12 protein-coding genes and 9 pseudogenes are annotated in these 18,279 nt (G+C 68.8%); 7 read left to right on the top strand and 14 right to left on the bottom strand.

Features of this window, described 5'->3' with window-relative positions; genetic code table 11:
• Positions 1 to 327 (top strand): annotated as a pseudogene (locus ABIE67_RS25140) (transposase family protein); the annotation flags it as partial.
• A gap of 79 nt (positions 328 to 406) precedes the next feature.
• Here ABIE67_RS25140 and ABIE67_RS25135 read toward each other — a convergent pair.
• Positions 407 to 1,185 (bottom strand): annotated as a pseudogene (locus ABIE67_RS25135) (transposase); the annotation flags it as partial.
• 50 nt (positions 1,186 to 1,235) lie between these two features.
• Here ABIE67_RS25135 and ABIE67_RS25130 point away from each other — a divergent pair.
• A complete protein-coding gene (locus ABIE67_RS25130) occupies positions 1,236 to 2,006 on the top strand; it encodes an FG-GAP repeat domain-containing protein (RefSeq protein ID WP_370261424.1) in 771 nt (256 codons plus the stop codon).
• A gap of 462 nt (positions 2,007 to 2,468) precedes the next feature.
• On the opposite strand, the pseudogene xerC reads toward ABIE67_RS25130, so the two are convergent.
• Both xerC and ABIE67_RS25120 read right to left on the bottom strand, forming a co-directional pair.
• Positions 2,469 to 3,542 (bottom strand): annotated as a pseudogene (xerC, locus tag ABIE67_RS25125) (tyrosine recombinase XerC).
• A 233-nt stretch (positions 3,543 to 3,775) separates the two neighbouring features.
• A complete protein-coding gene (locus tag ABIE67_RS25120) occupies positions 3,776 to 4,003 on the bottom strand; it encodes a VOC family protein (RefSeq protein ID WP_370261419.1) in 228 nt (75 codons plus the stop codon).
• A gap of 183 nt (positions 4,004 to 4,186) precedes the next feature.
• On the opposite strand from ABIE67_RS25120, the gene ABIE67_RS25115 reads away from it, so the two are divergent.
• Positions 4,187 to 4,882, top strand: coding sequence for a substrate-binding domain-containing protein (locus tag ABIE67_RS25115; RefSeq protein ID WP_370268889.1), 696 nt, complete (start codon positions 4,187 to 4,189; stop codon positions 4,880 to 4,882).
• A 323-nt stretch (positions 4,883 to 5,205) separates the two neighbouring features.
• Here ABIE67_RS25115 and ABIE67_RS25110 read toward each other — a convergent pair.
• Positions 5,206 to 5,382 (bottom strand): annotated as a pseudogene (locus ABIE67_RS25110) (Na+/H+ antiporter NhaA); the annotation flags it as partial.
• A gap of 250 nt (positions 5,383 to 5,632) precedes the next feature.
• A complete protein-coding gene (locus ABIE67_RS25105) occupies positions 5,633 to 6,370 on the bottom strand; it encodes a flavodoxin family protein (RefSeq protein ID WP_370261414.1) in 738 nt (245 codons plus the stop codon).
• A 157-nt stretch (positions 6,371 to 6,527) separates the two neighbouring features.
• Here ABIE67_RS25105 and ABIE67_RS25100 point away from each other — a divergent pair.
• Positions 6,528 to 7,531, top strand: a pseudogene (locus tag ABIE67_RS25100) (NAD-dependent epimerase/dehydratase family protein).
• 21 nt (positions 7,532 to 7,552) lie between these two features.
• Here ABIE67_RS25100 and ABIE67_RS25095 read toward each other — a convergent pair.
• Positions 7,553 to 8,653 carry a sensor histidine kinase gene (locus ABIE67_RS25095; protein ID WP_370261412.1) on the bottom strand — a complete coding sequence of 367 codons (1,101 nt, stop codon included), beginning with the start codon at positions 8,651 to 8,653 and terminating at the stop codon, positions 7,553 to 7,555.
• 24 nt (positions 8,654 to 8,677) lie between these two features.
• Between ABIE67_RS25095 and ABIE67_RS25090 the strand changes: the two are divergent.
• Positions 8,678 to 8,892: pseudogene (locus ABIE67_RS25090) on the top strand (TetR/AcrR family transcriptional regulator); the annotation flags it as partial.
• A gap of 25 nt (positions 8,893 to 8,917) precedes the next feature.
• On the opposite strand, the gene ABIE67_RS25085 reads toward ABIE67_RS25090, so the two are convergent.
• Positions 8,918 to 9,442, bottom strand: a complete 525-nt coding sequence (locus tag ABIE67_RS25085) for a TetR/AcrR family transcriptional regulator (protein WP_370261410.1) — start codon at positions 9,440 to 9,442, stop codon at positions 8,918 to 8,920.
• A gap of 91 nt (positions 9,443 to 9,533) precedes the next feature.
• Between ABIE67_RS25085 and ABIE67_RS25080 the strand changes: the two are divergent.
• Positions 9,534 to 10,535: pseudogene (locus ABIE67_RS25080) on the top strand (oxidoreductase).
• Between the two features lie 167 nt (positions 10,536 to 10,702).
• Here ABIE67_RS25080 and ABIE67_RS25075 read toward each other — a convergent pair.
• The 4 genes from ABIE67_RS25075 to ABIE67_RS25060 all read right to left on the bottom strand — a co-directional run bounded on the left by ABIE67_RS25075 (position 10,703) and on the right by ABIE67_RS25060 (position 15,007).
• On the bottom strand, positions 10,703 to 12,328 hold the full coding sequence (locus ABIE67_RS25075) for a serine hydrolase (RefSeq protein WP_370261407.1): 1,626 nt from the start codon (positions 12,326 to 12,328) through the stop codon (positions 10,703 to 10,705).
• Between the two features lie 345 nt (positions 12,329 to 12,673).
• On the bottom strand, positions 12,674 to 12,859 hold the full coding sequence (locus tag ABIE67_RS25070) for a hypothetical protein (protein ID WP_370261404.1): 186 nt from the start codon (positions 12,857 to 12,859) through the stop codon (positions 12,674 to 12,676).
• A 46-nt stretch (positions 12,860 to 12,905) separates the two neighbouring features.
• Positions 12,906 to 14,408 (bottom strand): SulP family inorganic anion transporter, encoded by a 1,503-nt coding sequence (locus ABIE67_RS25065; protein WP_370268886.1) that lies wholly within the window; start codon positions 14,406 to 14,408, stop codon positions 12,906 to 12,908.
• Positions 14,409 to 14,413: 5 nt separating this feature from the next.
• Positions 14,414 to 15,007, bottom strand: coding sequence for a carbonic anhydrase (locus tag ABIE67_RS25060; protein ID WP_370261400.1), 594 nt, complete (start codon positions 15,005 to 15,007; stop codon positions 14,414 to 14,416).
• A 741-nt stretch (positions 15,008 to 15,748) separates the two neighbouring features.
• Between ABIE67_RS25060 and ABIE67_RS25055 the strand changes: the two genes are divergently transcribed.
• The gene (locus ABIE67_RS25055) at positions 15,749 to 16,033 is read left to right on the top strand and encodes an ATP-binding protein (protein ID WP_370261395.1); all 285 of its coding nucleotides are present in this window, start codon (positions 15,749 to 15,751) and stop codon (positions 16,031 to 16,033) included.
• A gap of 449 nt (positions 16,034 to 16,482) precedes the next feature.
• On the opposite strand, the pseudogene ABIE67_RS25050 reads toward ABIE67_RS25055, so the two are convergent.
• From ABIE67_RS25050 to ABIE67_RS25040, 3 genes and pseudogenes are all read right to left on the bottom strand, one after another.
• Positions 16,483 to 17,416: pseudogene (locus ABIE67_RS25050) on the bottom strand (TerC family protein); the annotation flags it as partial.
• Positions 17,417 to 17,538: 122 nt separating this feature from the next.
• Entirely contained in the window at positions 17,539 to 17,775 is a 237-nt protein-coding gene (locus ABIE67_RS25045) for an RICIN domain-containing protein (RefSeq protein ID WP_370261391.1), read from the bottom strand.
• Between the two features lie 52 nt (positions 17,776 to 17,827).
• Positions 17,828 to 17,979, bottom strand: a pseudogene (locus tag ABIE67_RS25040) (transposase); the annotation flags it as partial.
• Positions 17,980 to 18,279: the final 300 nt, after the last annotated feature.

The following is an 18,279-nucleotide window of genomic DNA, read 5'->3' as shown; positions in this document are numbered from 1 at the left end:
TTGGCTGGCATCTCAGCGGATGATCCGGAGTGGATCGAACTCTTCTCCTGGCTGACCGAGGTACAGTTCGCCAGGCTGGTGGCGTCGGCGCGGCGCCGCGGCGGCGAGATCCAGCGGCCACCCCTGGCGACGGCTCCTGGCCGACCGTGTGTTGTCGGTAGCGACGTACTGGCGAACCGATATCACGTTGCGACAGGTGGCACCGCTGGCGGGATCTCGAAGTCCGCGGCCGACCGCATCCTCGATCATCTGGCACCGCTGGTGGCCATCTCGCCGGCCCTCCGGACACGCAAGGGCACCGTCTACATTGTCGCCGGCGTATCAATTCGCTGAGCCGGTCCTGTAACGGGCTCGCTCACCTCCAAGACACCGCCTTTTTGCTAGCTGAAGCGGCTCAGCTTGAAATTTAACCTTTGCGAGCTTTGATCCGGTTGCGTTCGGTGATGCTCTCGGGGCGTTTGGTGGTCTTGCCGACGTCGTAGCGGGTGGCGGGACGTCGGTTCTTCGAACCAACTGGCCTGCCTGGTCCAGGTGTTGATGGTTTCGGTGCGCGGGCGGGATTGTGCAGGTGCGGGCGGATGTTCCTGAACCCGCGGCGGACGCGGGCCGGGGTGAGCCGTGCGGGCTCGGCCGGTTTCTCCCAGGGACGGCGCAGGTCTGCGGCGGCTTCGCGGGTGAGGCGGAGCTGGGTGTGGGCAGCGATCACGATCCAGGTCCACCGGTCGGCGGCCTGGGGCGTGCGGATTTTGGGGCGAGTCCAGCCGAGCGTCTGCTTGGCGAAGCGGAAGGTGCGCCAGGTCGAAGCGGCGGAGGAATGCCTGCCAGCGTAGGTCGACGTCCTTGCTGGTCATGCCCGTGCGGGAGGACCAGAGCCAGACGGGCAGGGGGTCCTGGCCGCCGGGCAGGTGGTCGACCTGGAGGCGGATCACCGTGCCCTCGATGACGGGAAGCTCGTCGGTGGTCAATCCACGCGGAGCGGGTGGTCAGCTTCGGGTGGAGACGGTCGAACGCCAGGGTCTGCACGGTGCCGTAGCGGTCGGTCACGGTCGTGGTCGCCACGTCCGGTTCGCCCCAGGTATCCGGGCGGGCGAAGCGGAACTCCTTGCCGTGTTTCGGCGGGCGTCCGCCCTGGCGGGGCTGGGTCCAGGTGTCAGGCACGGGTCGGCGCATCACGCGGTCGGCACGGTGCGTCGGCGACGGCGTCCGGCACGCTGAAGCTGACCGGTGGTGCCGCGGTGAGACGCGACCATGGCGGGTCCGACGGCATCGGTGACCTGCTCACGCTCACGTCCCAGGGCGCACTCTCCTTCCATCGCGGCGACGGCGCCGGGAAGTTCTCGACCAAGACCTCGGCTTCGGGATGGCCAGCCTCGATCACGGTGGTGCCGTTCGGAGACCTGAACGGTGACCGCTGCAATGACGTGCTCGTGCGGTTCAGCAGCGGTGCACTGCGGGCGTACCGCCCGGGGTGCGGCAAAGCCCTGACGACATCCACGCCGTACACCACACTGGGCACTTCGGGCTGGAACCAGTACAACGTGCTGACCTCACCGGGCGACATCACCGGTGATGGCCGGGCGGACCTGATCGCCCGCCAGGCGTCCACCGGTGACCTCTACCTGTACAAGGCCACAAGCAGCGGAAAGCTCTCGGCGCGAGTGAAGATCTTCTCCAAGTGGTCCGGTTACAAGAAGATCATCGGGGTCGGCGACCTCAACGGTGACGGGTACGGAGACCTGCTGGCGCAGGACACGTCGAACAGGCTGTGGCGGTATGTGGGCACGGCGACCGGCGGGTTCAGGGCGCGGGTCAAAGTGGCCGACAACTGGGGTGCCTCCTACAACGTCGTGGTGGGCGTCGGCGACATCACCGGGGACGGGAGGGCGGGCCTCGTCTCCCGCGACACCTCCGGCAAGCTGTGGCGCAACAACGGCGACAGCAAGGGCTCCTTCGGTCCTCGCGGCGGGATAGCCATTGGGTGGCAGGGCTACAAGGCCCTGTACTGAGCCGCTGACAGGTCGCGGCCGAGGGAGTGACAAGCCCTTGACCACAGCGTCCGCGAGCTCACCGAGGCCGAGGCGTGGGCTCGTGATGTGCTGTCCGCGCGAAGCCTTCCGGTCTCAGCCACTCCGCAGATGACACTCGTGTGCAGTCGCACCGGCTCCGCTCACTCGCCCCGCGCGTCGACCAGCCCGGGAGGGCAGAGAAGGCGAGACAGGCGCTTCACTCATTCACCCTGCGGGATCGTGCCCATAACGTGCCCTTCAGAGCGGAGCACCACGGTCAACAGCGGTGCCACCAAGCGCTCACGCCTGCGGCGGTACAACGAATCCGTGCAGATCAGCAGCCATGTGGGTGCGCCTAAGCGCCGTCGCTTCCCAAGCTGAGAGCGCGAGTTCGATTCTCGTCACCCGCTCCATGACTAAGGCCCAGGTCAGCGACCTGGGCCCTTTTGTTGTCCGTGGTGATCAGTTGTCGTGTGCCAGATTCATGCCAGATGGTTGATCGTCGGGGGCGGGTGTCTTCGGTTCTGTCACGGCAGCAGCTTCCTGCGCTTGCTCCCGCGCCTTGCGTACGGTCGCGTCGAGACTGGCTGCAACTTCCTGCTGTCGGTCGTCGTCGGAGTGCTGAAAGATCAGCGCGGCCTTCTCGGAGGACTGGCCGGCGCGGACCATCGTGTCCTTGGGCGTGGCACCCGAGCGCGTCGACAGCGTGTGGCCGGAAGGGGGCCCTTCTCGCCGGGGAAGACCAGCCCGTCAGGTCCCTTGCCCGCAAATGGCTCCATGCGGATGCGCAGCTCCGGGCGCAAGAACTCGGGAAGGTGATTGGTCCGAGTACCGGCTTCAGTCTTGGTGTCGCCGGGGGCGCGGCGACCGTTCGTACGCTCCGGCTCGGCGAGGCGAACCGTGATCTTCAGTCGGTCGACGTTGATGTCCCGGCGGCGGAGGCCCGCAAGTTCCTCAGGGCAGAGAGGACCGTAGGCGCCGAGGTGGACCATGAGGCGCCAGCGGGGGCCGAGCTGGTCGGCGAGGGCGTCGACCTGGGCCACGGTGGCGTTGCGGCGTTCGGCCGCCTTCTCCTTTCCGGCGCCCTTGATCCGGCACGGGTTGCGTTTGATCAAGTCGTCGTCCACGGCCGTCTCCATGATGCCTTTCAGGAGTCGGTACGCCGTGGCGGTCGTGGTCTTGGCGCCGGTCGTGCGGAGACGTTCGGCACGCCATTCACGCACCCGGGGTGCGGTGATCTCGTTGAGGTCTGACTGGCCGAAGGCCGAAAGGATGTGGTCGTCGAGGAGGTGGTGGTGGTGCAGGTCCTCACTCAGGACGGGGAGCTCGCTCTTCCACCCACTTCTCCGCGCACACCTTGAAGTTGACCGATCCTGCCTCGGGGTCTCGCCACGCGCCCCGCCTGATCTCTGTCTGCTTCTCGGCGAGTCAGTCGTCAGTGTCTGCCGTGGTGGCGAAGGTCTCCGGGGTAGGGCGCATGACGCCGTCCGGCCCCGGACGGCGCGCCTGGTAGCGGCCGGACAGGAGCCGTCTGATCGCGCCGAAAGGGCGGCGCCTGCCCTTGCCGTTGGCCCATCAGGCAGCCTTCCTGTAGCTCGGGCAAGGCCGCCTCAGCGGCTGAGCCGGCCGTCGACGCGCTCAAGCAGGCCCTTGCGGCCGCCTGGGGAGAGCCATCCCTCGTCCCCGCCCCCTGAACCACGATCCCCTCGACGATCTCGGACGACCTGGGGGGGTAACGGGCCGGCCGCCCGGGACCGCTCGAGTACTCGTCATGGCCAGACGTTGGCCTGTGCCCGGAAAGTGTCGGGATCGCTCTCCACAGGTAGTACGCACAGCAAATGACCGCCAGGTACTCGTAGCACGCGGCACTCCTGCCACTGCGAAACTTGCTCGGCGCCCAGGGCGATCAAGCGCGCGGTCTCCGATTCGACGTCGTCGGTCTCGATGTCGAGGTGGATACGGGGTGCGTCGTCGACCGCCTGGACTGCGGTGATCAAGCCTGGCAGGGCCTGGTGGAGGGTGGTGAACTGCGGTGCCGGTGCAATCCGGCCGCCCCGGTGATGCGGTGACGGCGATGCACAGAAGCCGCGTATACGCCGTACTGATCGACACACCCGAAGCCGAGGCCGCCCGGCCCGTAGTAGGCGTCGGGGCCGTGCTTGCGGGTGTAGTGGCGGCAACTGCTGTTCGACGGCGTCATCTTCAGCCCGCTGGGGCTGGCCCAGTCCGACCTGGGCGAGCGCGACGCGAACCTCCCGCTGGTCGTGCTCGGAGAGCGGGTGAGCGACGGCGGTTTCGACCACATCGGCATCGACGACGTCACCGCCTCCCGGGAGGCCACCGAGCATCTGCTCGGCCTCGGCCGGCGCCGCGTCGCCGCGATCGGCGACCAGCCCTACCGCACCGGTGAGGCGGCCCAACTGCACACCCAGGGCTACCGGTTGGCCCACGAGCGGGCCGGCATACCCGTCCGCGAAGAACTCGTCATCTCCACCCCGCGCTTCAACCGCTCCGACGGCGCCACCGCCATGGCCCACCTGCTCGACCTGGACGAACCGCCCGACGCGGTCTTCTGCTACAGCGACCTGGTGGCCCTGGGCGCCCTGCACACGCTGGCCTCCCGCGGACTGCGCGTCCCCGAAGACGTCGCCGTCGTCGGCTACGACGACATCGAGGACGCCCGCTATTCGAACCCGCCCGTCACGACGGTCTCGCCGGACAAGAAGATGATCGCCGAGACGGCGGTGGAGCGACTGCTCAAGCGGATCGGCAGCTCAACCCCCGTCCCCGGCATGGAGATCCGTGCCCCGCACCGGCTCATCCCGCGGGCGAGCACCATGGGGCGGCAGGCTACGGGCGCGGCTGACGGAGCGTGAGTGTCGGGAGCCGCCGCAGGTGTCGCCGACGACGGCCAGGCCGGGCAGCTCGGCGGCGATGGCGCAGGCTCACCGACGGCCTCAGGGGCAACGACGAGGACACGGTCTGCGAGGCGGTGAACACCGCCCTCTCCGACAATCCCGCCGCAGGCTGCGCCGTCGGCGTCGATGGTTCGGTCCTGTCGGCCTGATGCGTCAGCAGGACCTCGACTCGATGCCCGCCCCGACACCCGGACTGACGCGACGGACGTTGTTCGGCCGCCGCTTGAACCTCCTCCGTGTGCTCCTGCAATGGCGTCCCTCCAGCCAGTTCTCGCTGCCGGGCGGATGGTGAAGTAGGTACTGCTGAAAGGGGTGTTCGCCCATACGAGCGCCGCTATGGCGGCGACCAGTAGGACCAGGCCGCCCACCGTCTCGGTACGCAGGGCCCTGGCCACAGCCTGCCGTTCGGGCCAGGAAAGAAGACCGAGGAACGGGGTACGGGGCGGGTTGGCGGCCAAGGCGGCGAACCTCCGGGGTGTCGGCAAAGGGCACACGGCCCTGCGGACGCCGACCAGACTTCCCGGCACACCCCGCGCCATCTTGACGCGTTCTTTACACCCTATCCGTGGCCGGACCGTGCCGCCCAGTCGGCCCTGTGCGTGGTACGTCAGTCAGCGCAACGTCAGGCGCCGTTACGCAGCGCAACGAGAACCTCGGTCGCGCCTCCACCGCCTACGGGAGGTGAGCAGGCCGGCCTCCTTGAGCGTCTCAGCGGTGTTCGGGGTTGGCCGCGTCGGCACGGCAACCCGCGTCCCATTCGGAGCGCTGGTTGCCGTGGGCGGGGACGCCGCCCGAGCGCTTGAGCAGGGCCGCCAAGTGCATCAGGTTCCAGGTCATGAAGGCGGTGTTGCGGTTGGTGAAGTCGTTGGCCGGGCCGCCCGATTCGGGGTCGAGGTACGAGGGTCCGGGGCCGGCCGCGCCGATCCAGCCGGCGTCGGCCTGGGGCGGGATCGTGTAGCCGAGGTGCTGGAGGCTGTAGAGGACGTTCATCGCGCAGTGCTTCACACCGTCCTCGTTTCCGGTGATCAGACAGCCTCCGACGCGGCCGTAGTAGGCGTACTGGCCCTGGGAGTTGAGCAGCGAGGAGCAGGCGTAGAGCCGCTCGATGACCTTCTTGGTGACGGAGCTGTTGTCGCCCAGCCAGATCGGGCCGGCCAGGATCAGGATGTCCGCCGCCATCACCTGCTCGTACAGCGCGGGCCACTCGTCGGCCGCGAAGCCGTGCTCGGTCATGTCCGGATACACGCCGGGGGCGATGTCGTGGTCGACGGCCCGGATCTCGGATGTGGTGACCCCGCGCTCCATCATGACCGCCGCGCTCTTGTCGATCAGTCCCTGGGTGTGGCTGAGCTGCGGGGACGGCTTGAGCGTGCAGTTGATGAACAGGGCGGTGAGGTCGTCGAAGCGGTAGGAGTCGTGCGAGGAGGGGGCAGGCGACGTTGCCATGACGGTCTCCCTGGGCGGCGGGGGCGGGGCGCGTACGGCAGCGTCTCGCGAAGGTACCGTTTTGTCCTCTTCCGACGCGCCTTCGACGTCTTACGGAGTGATGACGTGCCGGGCCGGTCACGGGGGCGCGGCAGCGTCGCGGATCTAGCGTGGCCGTATGCGTGTACTGGTCACCGGCGGTGCCGGGTTCATCGGGTCCCATGTCGTCGAGGCGCTCGCGGCCCACGGGCACGAGCCCGTCGTGTACGACGTCCGGGCGGATCCCGGCGCCGATGTGCGCGACCAGGCGGCGGTCGCCCGCGCGCTGGCCGGCGTCGACGTCGTCTGCCACCAGGCGGCGATGGTCGGGCTCGGCAACGGGGTCACCGACGCGGCGGAGTACGTCTCGCGCAACGACCTCGGCACCGCCGTGCTGCTCGCCGCGATGGCCGACGCCGGGGTACGGCGTCTCGTGCTGGCCGGGTCGATGGTCGTGTACGGGGAGGGGCGGTACGAGTGTGGGCGGCACGGGGTGGTGCGGCCGGGGCCGCGGACGGTCGCCGATCTGGACGCGGGGCGGTTCGAGCCGCCGTGCCCGGTGTGCGGGGAGGCACTGGCTCCCGGCTGGTCGGGGAGGACGCGCCGGTCGATCCGCGGAACGTGTACGCCACGACCAAGCTCGCGCAGGAGCACCTGGCCGCCGCCTGGGCCCGGTCGACGGGCTGCTCGGCGGTGTCGCTGCGCTACCACAACGTGTACGGGCCCCGGATGCCCCGCGACACCCCGTACGCCGGGGTCGCCTCCTTCTTCCGGTCCGCACTCGCCCGGGGCGAGGCGCCGCGTGTCTTCGAGGACGGCCGTCAGCGGCGGGACTTCGTGCATGTGCGGGACGTCGCCGCCGCCAACGTGGCCGCGCTGGAGGCGGCCGAGGCGCCGAGCGGGGCACTGACGGCGTACAACACGGGCAGCGGTGAGCCGCACACCGTGGGCGAGATGGCGCGGGCGCTCGCGGACGCATGCGGGGGACCCGAGCCCGTCGTCACCGGCGAATACCGGCTCGGGGACGTCCGGCACATCACCGCGGACTCCGCACGGCTGCGAGCCGAGTTCGACTGGAAGCCCCAGGTCGGTTTCGAGGAGGGCATGGCGGAGTTCGCGCATGCCGGGATGCGGTGGGCGTAGGACCCGTGGTGCTGCCCGTGTTCAGGAAGCGGCGGCGGGCAGCACCACCTCGAAGCGGCATCCGCCCGGGATGTTGCGTACGGTGGCCCGCCCGTGGTGGGCCTCCACGATGCCCCGCACGATGGCGAGGCCCAGTCCCGCGCCCGCCGGGGGCGTCCGGGCGTGCGTGCCTCGCCAGCCGGTGTCGAAGACCCGCGGCAGATCCTCCTCGGGGATGCCGCCGCAGCCGTCCGTCACGGACACGACCACGCCTTCGGGCGAGCGCTCGGCGGCCACCGCGACCGTACCGTCGGCCGGGGTGCGGCGGATGGCGTTGACCAGCAGGTTGCCCAGGACGCGGCTCATCTCCTTGCCGTCGACCTCGACCGGAACGGCGTCCACGTCGTCGCCGACCAGCCGTACGCCGTGCTCGCGGGCGAGCGGGTCAGCGCCCGCGAGGGCGTCGCCGATCAGGTCGTAGAGCGAGACGCGGGCGTACGACAGCGGCAGCGTGCCCGCGTGGATGCGGGAGAGTTCGAAGAGGTCGCCGACCATGCCGTTGAGGCGTTCGACCTCGGTGCGGATCTGCCTCAGGTAGCGGTCGGGGTCGGCGGCGACCCCGTCCTCCAGCGCCTCGGACATGGCACGCAGGCCGGCCAGCGGGGTGCGCAGGTCATGGGAGATCCAGGCGACCAGTTCACGCCGGGAGGTCTCCAGCGCGCGTTCCCGGTCGCGGGACTCGGCGAGCTTGGCGCTGGTTGCCGCCAACTCCCGGCTGAGTGACTCCAGTTCGGCGGTGGCCGGGCCGTCGGGCGCGGCGAAGTCGCCGCCGTCGCCGAACGAGCGGGCTGCGTCGGCGAGTTCGCGGCTGCGGGCGACGACCCAGCGGCCCAGCAGCAGCGCGGTCGCGAGAGAGACCACGGCCGCCATCGCGACCACGGTCGTCACCACGGTGAGGTCGTGCGGCGACAGGAACATCGCCCAGGCGACGGCGAGCGTGGCGACCACTCCGACCGCTGCGATCACGGTGAGCGACGCGGTGAGCGAACGGCGGCGCAGCAGGCGCAGCGCACCGGCCCCGGCCAGGCCGGTAACGGCGGCACCGGCGAAGGCGTACAAGGCGATGAGGAGGGTGTCGCGCACGGTCAGTCCTCCTCCCCGGGTTAGGTCAAGGCCAACCTGACCGCCTTCTTCCGCGCCGAGGCCGAGCAGGGCGGGGCGGGGCGGGGCGGGGCGGGGCGGGCGATCCCGATCTGCTGGCCCGGCAGCTCAGCCTGGTCTTCGACGGCGCAAGCGCCCGCGCGGGAATTCAGGCCGACAACCTGACCGGGCTCATCGCGCCCACCGTGACCACCCTGCTCGACACGGTAGGCGTGCGCTGACGCATCACCCGTTCAGAACACCCCCTCACCGCCCGGCACCCGAGGGAAGCCCGATGGCCGCAAGCGTGTTGCCGAGCATGCCGCAGGCGAAGAAGCCTGCGGTCTTGTCGGCATCAGCGCCCAGCCGCCGGCGCACGGTTTCCCAGATCCTCATCCAGCCGGCCCGGACGACCTCACCGATCAGGTCATCGCCCTGCGCCTCGTCGGCCGCCACGACGGCGTATCCCTGCATCTGCATCAGGAGCGTTTCGGGGCGCGTCGAGATCAGCTGCGCGTAAGCGCTCGTCATTGCCTGGAGGGCCTGCTCGTCATCCTCCACCCCGTCGGCCGCCCTCTCGAAAGCCAGGCGGGTGTCTTCCATGCTCCGCACCAGAGCGGCGACGAAGATCGCCTTCTTGTCCGGGAAAAGCCGGAAGAGATACGGCTGCGTGACGCCGACCCGCCTGGCAATCACCGCGACAGAGGTGCCGTAGTAGCCCCCGAGTGCGAACTCGGCCACCGCCGCGCGGATGACGCTCTCACGCCTCTCCTGCGCACTGATCCTGCCCATGACGCCATCCCCTGCTTGAACTTGCACATGGAAACCGATCGGTTTACTGTAGTGGAAACCGATCGGTTTCGAGTGAGTGCGGGAGTCCATGATGACGACAGATCGGCCAGTGGCACTCGTGACGGGTGCGTCATCCGGCATCAGGAAGGAACCCGCGCTCGCCCTGGTCGCAGCCGGATTCAACGTGGTCGGCACAAGCCGTGACACCTCACGCGTCACCCCACTCGACGGCGTGACCATCCTCGGCTTCGACGTCGCCAGTGACGCCTCGGTCGCCACAGCGGTCCAGGAGGTGAGCGAGCGGATCGGGCGGATCGACGTCCTGGTCAACAACGCCGGCGTCGGCTCGATGGGTGCGGCCGAGTAAACCTCCGTCGCGCAGGCCCAGGCCGTCTTCGACACCAACGTCTTCGGGGTCATGCGCATGGTGAACGAGGTTCTGCCGCACATGCGCGCTCAGCGACGCGGGCGCGTCATCAACATCTCGTCCGTGCTCGGGTTCCTGCCCCAGCCCTACATGGCCGCCTACGCCGCCGCCAAGCACGCGATCGAGGGCTACACCGAGTCCCTGGACCACGAGGTCCGCGACCACGGCGCTCGGGCGCTCATCGTCCAACCCGCCTACACCAGGACCGGGTTCGAGGCCAACAGCGCGAAGCCCGACACCCTCCTGCACGCGTACGCGAAGCAGCGGCAGACCGTCGACCGCGTGATGGCGGAGGCGGTCAGAGGCGGCGACGCCACCGACGTCGTCGCCCAGGCGATCGTCGCGGCAGCGACCGACACGAAGCCGAAGCCGCGCTACACCGCCGGGGACATGCGCGGGATCGCCGAGGACTTCGCGGCCGTGCTGGGACGCCCGGTCACGTATGTCCCCGAAGACATCGAAACCTGGAACGAGACCTACGTGGACACCAACATGTTTGCCTACCCGCACATCGCGGAGCACCTGAAGACCCTGACCCGGATCATCGGCCGCGGAGGATACGGCGACATCACCGACGAGCTGGAAACCCTGCTCGGACGCCCGCCGAAGACCGTGCGCTGGGCGTTGGAGAACCATCCGCGCATCCGGAAGTTGGCGGCTGCCTGAGCGGTCCGGGCAGAACGGGAACACCAGGGAACACCACACCGCAGCCCGCGGACTGAACACAAGTGGAGGCCACCTCGAACCACGCTCGGCGAACAGCGCCGAGGCGGCCTCCCGCAGTCGCACCCGTCAAGGGCGCGTACCGCGAGGCCGGCCACTCAGCCACTCGGCTAGTCGTTCCTCGTAAAGGTGCCGAGACCGGTCGTGTCGAGGTTCTCGACCCGGACCTTGTCGGCGCGTCCGCCGGGCCCGACGGTGAAGGTCACGCCGGACAGGCCGACGGCCATTTCGCCGGTGGTGCGGTAGCTGAAGGTGTCACCGTCGTAGTGGCTCAAGGAGAACCGTTGCTTCTTGGGCCCAAGTTGCGTGATGAGTTCGTCCCCCTGGGCACTGACGGTCATCGGGCCGTAGTAATCATTGGCGTACGTTCCGGTGTAGGCGCTGTTCGCCTTGGCGGGTGCGGGCGAGGCCGGAGGCTTGCTGTAGTCGACCGGCGACTGTTCCCCCTGCAGGGACTGCTTGAAGATCGGCCCGAGGAACGCCAGCCAGTCGACGGTCGGCCCGCCCGTCTGCGCGGTGTCGAGGAACGTGGAGGCGATCGCCTCGGGCACGCCGATGGGCTCGCCGTTGGTCAGGACGACGATGCCGAGCTTCTCCGAGGGCAACAGCGCGACGTTGGTGGCCGCCCCCAGCGCGAAGCCGCCGGAGTGGCCGAGCTTCAGCCTGCCCTGGTCGTCGTAGCTCACGTTCCAGCCGAGCCCGTAGAACCCGGACCTGCCTGCGGGCGCGTGCGGCGGCTCGGAGACCATGCGCGGCAGGTGGGTCTGCTCCAGCGCGTCGGCGTCGACGACTTGCCGCCCCTCGAATTTGCCGTTGCCCAGTTGCAGGCGCAGCCACTTCGTCATGTCCTGGGCCGTGGAGCTGGCCCCGCCCGCCGGGCTCTGGGCGTCCGCGTCGCGCACATGCTCGGCACGCCAGGTGTCCCCGGTCTTCACATGCAAGGCGGCCTTGTTGTCCGCCTTCTCGTAGTCGGCGAAGGAAGAGCTGGTGGAGTCCATGCCGAGCGGCCGGTACAGCTTCTCCCAGCTGGTCCCCGCTGCTCGCGCGGCAGCGACGCCGGCTTCGGTCAGACCGAAGTTGGTGTACGCGTAGTGGGCACGGAAGGGGGCCGACGGTTCGTAGCGGAGGTGGTCAAGGATGTACGAGCGGTCGTAGCCGAGGTCCTCCAGGAGGTCTCCGGCGTGGTCGGGCAGTCCGCTGCGATGCGAGAACAGGTCGGCCAGCGTGACATGGCGGGTGACCCACGGGTCCTTCAGGGCGAAGCCGGAGCTGTGGTCGACGACCGGGTCGTCCCAGCCGACGGTCTTCTCGCCCACGGCCGCGGCGACCACGGTGGACGCAAGGGGCTTGGAGACCGAGGCGAGCTGGAAGACGGTGTCCGCTCCGACCTCGTCCTTCGTGCCTGCCTTCCGCACGCCGAACCCCTTCGCATACAGCACCTCGTCGTCGTGCACCACGCCCACGGCGACACCGGGCACACCGGTGCGGCGCATGGCATCCCGTACGACGTCGTCCAGCTTGCTCACCGCGGTCTCGACCTCGGCCCGGGTGAGCTGTGGCGGTGGCTGGGCGGGTGGGACGGTGGGCAGCGGCGACGTCGCGACGGCCGCACGGCCGACGGCGGCGGTGGTGGTGTCGGCATCGGACCCGGTACAGCCGACGGCCAGCACCGCTACCAGGCCCAGTGCCGCGGCGGAGCGAAGGGGGCGGGGGCATGCACTGTCGAGTCGGGGCATGTCCTCCATGGAAATCCCGCCCCCGGCTCCTGTCGCGCCTTGGCGGGCCGTCCGGGGGGTCCGGCATAACGCCGTCACGCTCGCCTGTTCAGGCCCAAGGCTGAGTCCCTGTGCACGGTGTCGTGCCCATAGCGTGCCCAAGCGAGCGGATAACCACGGTCAACGGCGGTGGGATCCGACACCACTTTCATCCCAGAGAGAAGGCATCTGCGCAGGTCAGAGCCATAGAGCCCACCACCCGAGCGCCGTCGCTTCCCAAGCTGCGAGCGCGAGTTCGATTCTCGTCACCCGCTCCACGAAGAAGGCCCAGGTCGGAGACCTGGGCCCGTTTGCTGTCCGCTGTGATCACTCGCCGCGTGCCAGATCCGGGCCAGAAGGCTTCTCCCCAGCCTTCCGGGCAGCCTCCTCGCGAGCCTTCCGGACCGTGACGTCGAGGTCGGCTGCGACCTCCTCCTGTCGCTCCTCGTCCGAGTGCTCGTCGAGCACCGTCTGCTGCCGAAGGTGCCCGCGGTCAGCGCCGACGCCATCCACGAGGAGTTCGTGGACGCGCGGGCCGCCGTGTGCACCGCCCGGCTGCTCAGCGGTGCCAGGTGTCCGCCGTGGCATTCTCGGCGGATGTGGCCTTCACAGGCTCGGTGATCTTCACCGGTTCCGTGCCGACCGCGCTGTGCCGCTCCGCCCAGGACTCCAGGGCCGTACGGCAGGCGTGGTCGAGGTGGTGCAGGCCGGACAGGTCCAGCTCGACCGGGCGGTCCTGCGGCAGCGCCTCCAGGCTGTCAAGAATCTTCGGCAGCCGCAGGAAGGTGGCGTTACCCGACAGGTAGACCTGGATCGGACCGGCGCCCTTGTCTATGACCTCCAGCTTGACGTGCGAAGCCTCCCAAGCGGTCTTGACGACCGCCAGTGCCAAACCGATGAGTACGCCTTCGAACATGTTCACGGCGACGATCGAGACAGCCGTGACCACGAGGATGAGTGCCTCGCCCTTGTGGCTACGCCACAGCGCCGCGATCTGACGGAACGGAATCAGCTTCCAGCCCGCGTGCACCAGGATGCCGGCGAGGGCGGGAAGCGGAATCAGGCCCAGGGCCCACGGCATCGCGGCGGCGAACAGCAGCAGCCACACGCCGTGCAGCACACGCGACGCCTTGGTCTTCGCACCCGCGGCCACATTGGCGGAGCTGCGCACGATCACCGCGGTCATCGGCAGCGCGCCGAGCACACCGCACACGGTGTTGCCCGCGCCCTGGGCGATCATCTCCTTGTTGTACTCGGTGCGCGGACCGTCGTGCAGCCGGTCCACGGCCGCCGCGCTGAACAGGCTCTCCGCCGAGGCGATCAGCGCGAACGCGATGATCGTGCCCCAGATGGCCGGGCCGGCCAGCTCGCCGAAGGCTTCGGCTCCGGGCGGCTGGATGACGCCGAGCAGACCATCCACCTGGACGGTCGCGACCGGCAGGCTGAGGGCGAGTGTGGCGAGCGTGGCCAGGACCACCGCCGCGAGGGCGCCGGGCACGGACTGCATGGCCTTCGGCAGCTTCTTCCACAGAACGATGACGGCGATGGTGCCCGCGCCGATCGCGAGAGAGATCAGAGCCTCGGTGCTGCCCACGGCGTGGGCGAACACCCCCGGCAGGCCCACGATCTTGCCGATACCGCTCTCCGGGGCCTTCAGACCCGCCGCCGCGTAGATCTGCCCAGCGATGATCACCAGACCGATGCCGCAGAGCATGCCCTCGACGACGGAGACGGAAATCGCCCGGAACCAGCGGCCGATCTTCAAAATGCCCATGGCGAGCTGGAGGAGACCGGCGAACAGCACGATCACGCCGAGCGTGCCCGCGCCGAACTCGCTGACGGCCTCGAAGACGATCACAGTCATGCCCGCGGCGGGCCCGGACACCTGGAGGCTGCTGCCGGGCATTAGACCGGTGACGAGACCGCCCACGATGCCGGTGATCAGGCCGAGTTCGGCCGGGACACCGGAGGCGACCGCGATACCGACACACAGGGGTACGGCGACGAGGAAGACGACGACGGAGGCAAGGAAGTCCTGCCTCCGGTAAGGGTATTTGGACAGCACGGTCACCAACTCCCCCACAGCATCTCGAAGGTGCCGGATTCTGCGTCCTGCTCCCGGACGATGCCGGTGTGGACCTCGTAGTACCAGCCGTGCAACTGGACTTCACCCGCTTCCAGGCGCTTCTCGACGCACGGGTAGGCACGCAGCCGCTCCAGCTGCGTGAGCACGTGGTTCTGCACGGCCTCGGCGACCGCCGGATCGGTGATGCCGGAGCACTTGGGCTCGTCCGCGGCGTGCACGAGCCGGTCGCGCACGGCCGGTACCGCGGCCAGGTCGTCTCGCCGCACCACCGCGGCGACGGCGCCGCAGTGGGAGTGACCGCACACCGCGACGTGTTTGACGCCGAGCACCTGCACGGCGTACTCGATCGTGGCCTTCTCGCCAGTGGGGGTGGTGGCGGCGTACGGCGGGACGATGTGGCCCGCCGTACGCAGTTCGAAAAGCTCGCCGGGCCGAGCACCGGTGATCAGAGCTGGTACGACCCGGGAGTCGGAGCAGGTGATGAACAGGACCTGGGGGGACTGGCCCTCGGCGAGGCGAGCGCACCCCTCAGGGCGCTGTTCGAATAAGCGAGTGTTGTCGATGAGAGGCTGCATGGTGTGGTGTGACCTCCTGGCGCGCCGTGGGGTACGCGTCGGACTTACCGGGCACGGGGGGTGTGGGTGCTCTACGGCTCAGCAGCGGAAGACCTGCAGAACGGCCGGCCGGCGGGTGGGCTGCCGTCCATCTCGACGTGCCGTGGCGAGGCGGGGCGTGTTCGGTTTGGACGCGGTCGACGTGCACGCCTTCATCAGCGGGCGGTCCGGCGCTTCGAGGACACAACCGACGGCGCGGTGCCGGTCGCTGGTGCGCAGGGAAGCGCGCTTTGGCCTTGACATGACGGACTGTGCGCGCGGATAGGAAAGGCGCTGCGGATTCGAAGCACTGGAGAGCGAACAGAACGGCAGTGAGAGCGAAACCACGGTCCGGAACTTCGCACCTCGGAACATGAACCCCCCTCAAGGCAGCCCATTGCCTTTTGTGTGTGCCAATGGCCGGTCAAAGGCTGGTCAAGAATACGTTAACTGGACAAGGACGTTCGCGGGGTTAACTGAGCGTTTGCGCGCCAAGAGAGCCTGAAAACAGAAGTGGACTTGGCGCGAAGCTGTCACTGCCGCAAAGAAGGGGCAACGTTTATGCCTCCTGAGGCAGCTTTCGCCGGAATCGAACGGCCCGGGTTCGCGTGTTGCGGCCACGCGACTCTCACACCCTCCTCCCTTCATCGGTCTGTTCCTGCCCGTGCGTGGGGGGGTGGCTGATATGGGTAGGAGCCACTCGTCAGCCGCCCGATCGAGCTGGTGGTCAGCGAGCTGGTGACCAACGCATACCACCACGCACCCGGCCCTTGCCTGCTGGACCTGGAGGACAGCGACGGCGCCGTGGAGATCAGCGTGCGGGACACCGATCCGACGCCGCCGCCGGCCTGTCCTGCCGATCCGGGCCGGGTCGGGCGGCACGGCTTGGAGATCACGATGGCGGTGCCGCAGCTTCGAGGTGCGGCGCGAGCCGATGGTCAAGCGCCTCAGGCCGCGATCGTCCTGGCCGATGATCCCGGCGGGGATCCGGCGGCCCGCCCGCTGTGACGGGCAGGGGCGACCCCCGCAGGTCCAGGCCGTCAGTCCATCGCCACGCTGCCGGTTTCGTTACCGGGACGAAGAGTGCTTTCGGTTGGGGTCCAGCCGATAGTCGGGACAGTCGCGGTTTTGACATGCGCCCGGGCCCCACACGGGAACGAATACGCCGAGGCTCTTGTGTCGATGGACTGCGGCCGGCACGGACTTCTTGCACGTCGGGCATACGTACGCTTCAGGCTTGCGCTTCGTTTTGACCATTTTTTTACGATATGCCTGCATTGGCGTGTCGGCTAGTGTCCTGCTTCTGCGAGCACCCGAGCGCGGGCGGGCTCCACCCTCCCCGCCCGGTGACCCGGCTGGAGGCTCAGGGGCATCCGTCACGGGCAGTGCGCTGGGCGTCTCGGGCTGCTCGGTGGCCGCGGAGGCGTCCTGTTCGTCGGTGTGTTGCAGACGGTCTATGGGGGCCGGCCTCTTGAGGCTGAGCACCACGGAACCCGTCAGGACGACGACGATGACCGCGAGGCTGATCGGTGAGGGGATCTCCGGGATACTGGGGCTAATCAGCTTGTGGGATGCCTGGAGGATGAGCTTGACGCCGATGAAGGCGAGGATGATCGCCAGGCCCTTGTTCAGGTAGTGGAAGCGGTCCAGCAGGCCGGCGAGCATGAAGTACAGCGCCCGCAGGCCGAGGATGGCGAACGCATTGCTGGTGTAGACGATGAAGGCGTCGTCGCTGACCGCGAGGACGGCGGGCACGCTGTCGACGGCGAAGATCAGGTCGGCGGCCTCGATCGCCGCGACCACCGCGAGCAACGGGGTCGCTATCCGCTTGCCGGCCTCCCTGACGAAGAACTTCGCCCCGGAATACTCGTCCCGGACCGGGATGATCTTGCGGAGCATCCGCACGGCGAAGCTCTTCCCCGGGTCGAAGCTTTCCTCCTCGTCCTTGAGGAGCTTGTAGGTGCTGTAGAAGAGCACCGCCGCGAAGGCGAACAGCACCGCGGTGAAGCGGCTGACCACGGCCACGCCGAGGGAGAGGAAGATCCCGCGGAAGACCAGTGCGCCGATGACGCCGAAGAACAGCACGCGGTGCTGGTAGGCGCGGGGTACCTTGAAGTACGCGAAGATCACGGCGAAGACGAACAAGTTGTCGACCGAGAGGCTCTTCTCCAGCAGCCACGCCGTCGTGTACTCGGTGCCCGCAGTCGTGCCGAGGACGAGGAAGACGACCGCGCCGAAGATCAGGGCGAGGCTCACCCACAGGCCGCTCCAGGCGGCGGCCTCCTTGAAGCCGATGACGTGCGCGGTGCGGTGGGACAGCAGGTCCACCGTCAGCGACACGACCACCGTCGCGGCGAACGCCCCCCACAGCCAGAGCGGGACCTCAAGCACGGCGAACACCCTCACTATGGCCCGCGCGAATACGCCGGCCCTATACAGGAGTGTCCGGCATTGCGCCCCCGGGGGCATGCGGAGCGGGCGAGGCCGGCCGGAGCCCATGTGATTCCACCGCGTCACCTGACGATGGAGAAGTACCCGTCGTCGTTGGGCCGCAGGTACCACCGCTGGTTGGTGCCGCCGGTGGGCTTCCACTGCTGCAGCTGGAGCCCGACGGTCGACTTGTAGCCGTCGACATCGAGCGCCTTGCCGCTGCTGACGTAGGTCAGTGTGTACGCGCCGCCGGGGGCGGTGTCGATGGTCCACTTGACGTCACGGATCAGGACATGCGGTCCGCAGCGCAGTCGCTGCAACCGCTTCTGAACGAGGTGCGGCCGGGGTGGTTCAGCGTAGCCACTGATCGTCTCAGGATGAGGTTCGTAGACGGCGAAGGCATATGAGGCTGCAGGCCAGTCCGAGCAGGCCCTGATGGAGATCCGCGCGTCGTTCATAGCGGTGCGGAGCCGCTGGAACTGGTGCAGCCAGGCGAAGGCGCGCTCGACCACCCAGCGCACTTTGCGAGAAGTGGCGCGCGGCCGGCGCTGGCAGGTCATCCGCTGGCCATCGACGAAGCCCGACCGTCGGTTGGGTCCCGGACGTGTTTCCGGGCCGCCCCCGGACAGGCCGGGGATGCAACCATTCCCTGCAGAGCTGGAACCCCCGGAAGCCGACCGCGCGATTCAGACCATAGCCACAGGCACCGACAACGGGCCCGCCAGCTGTAGCCAGCCCGGCCGTTCGCTCAGGTCAGCGCCCAAACCTGCGGTGAATGATCGCAGCTTCCCAAGCCGAGAGCCCGAGTTCGATTCTCGTCACCC

It is taken from the genome of Streptomyces sp. V4I8, from assembly GCF_041261225.1.
In the GTDB taxonomy this organism is placed as follows: domain Bacteria; phylum Actinomycetota; class Actinomycetes; order Streptomycetales; family Streptomycetaceae; genus Streptomyces.
Note: the sequence above shows the minus strand (reverse complement) of the source record. Positions and strands in the feature narration are given on the sequence as shown.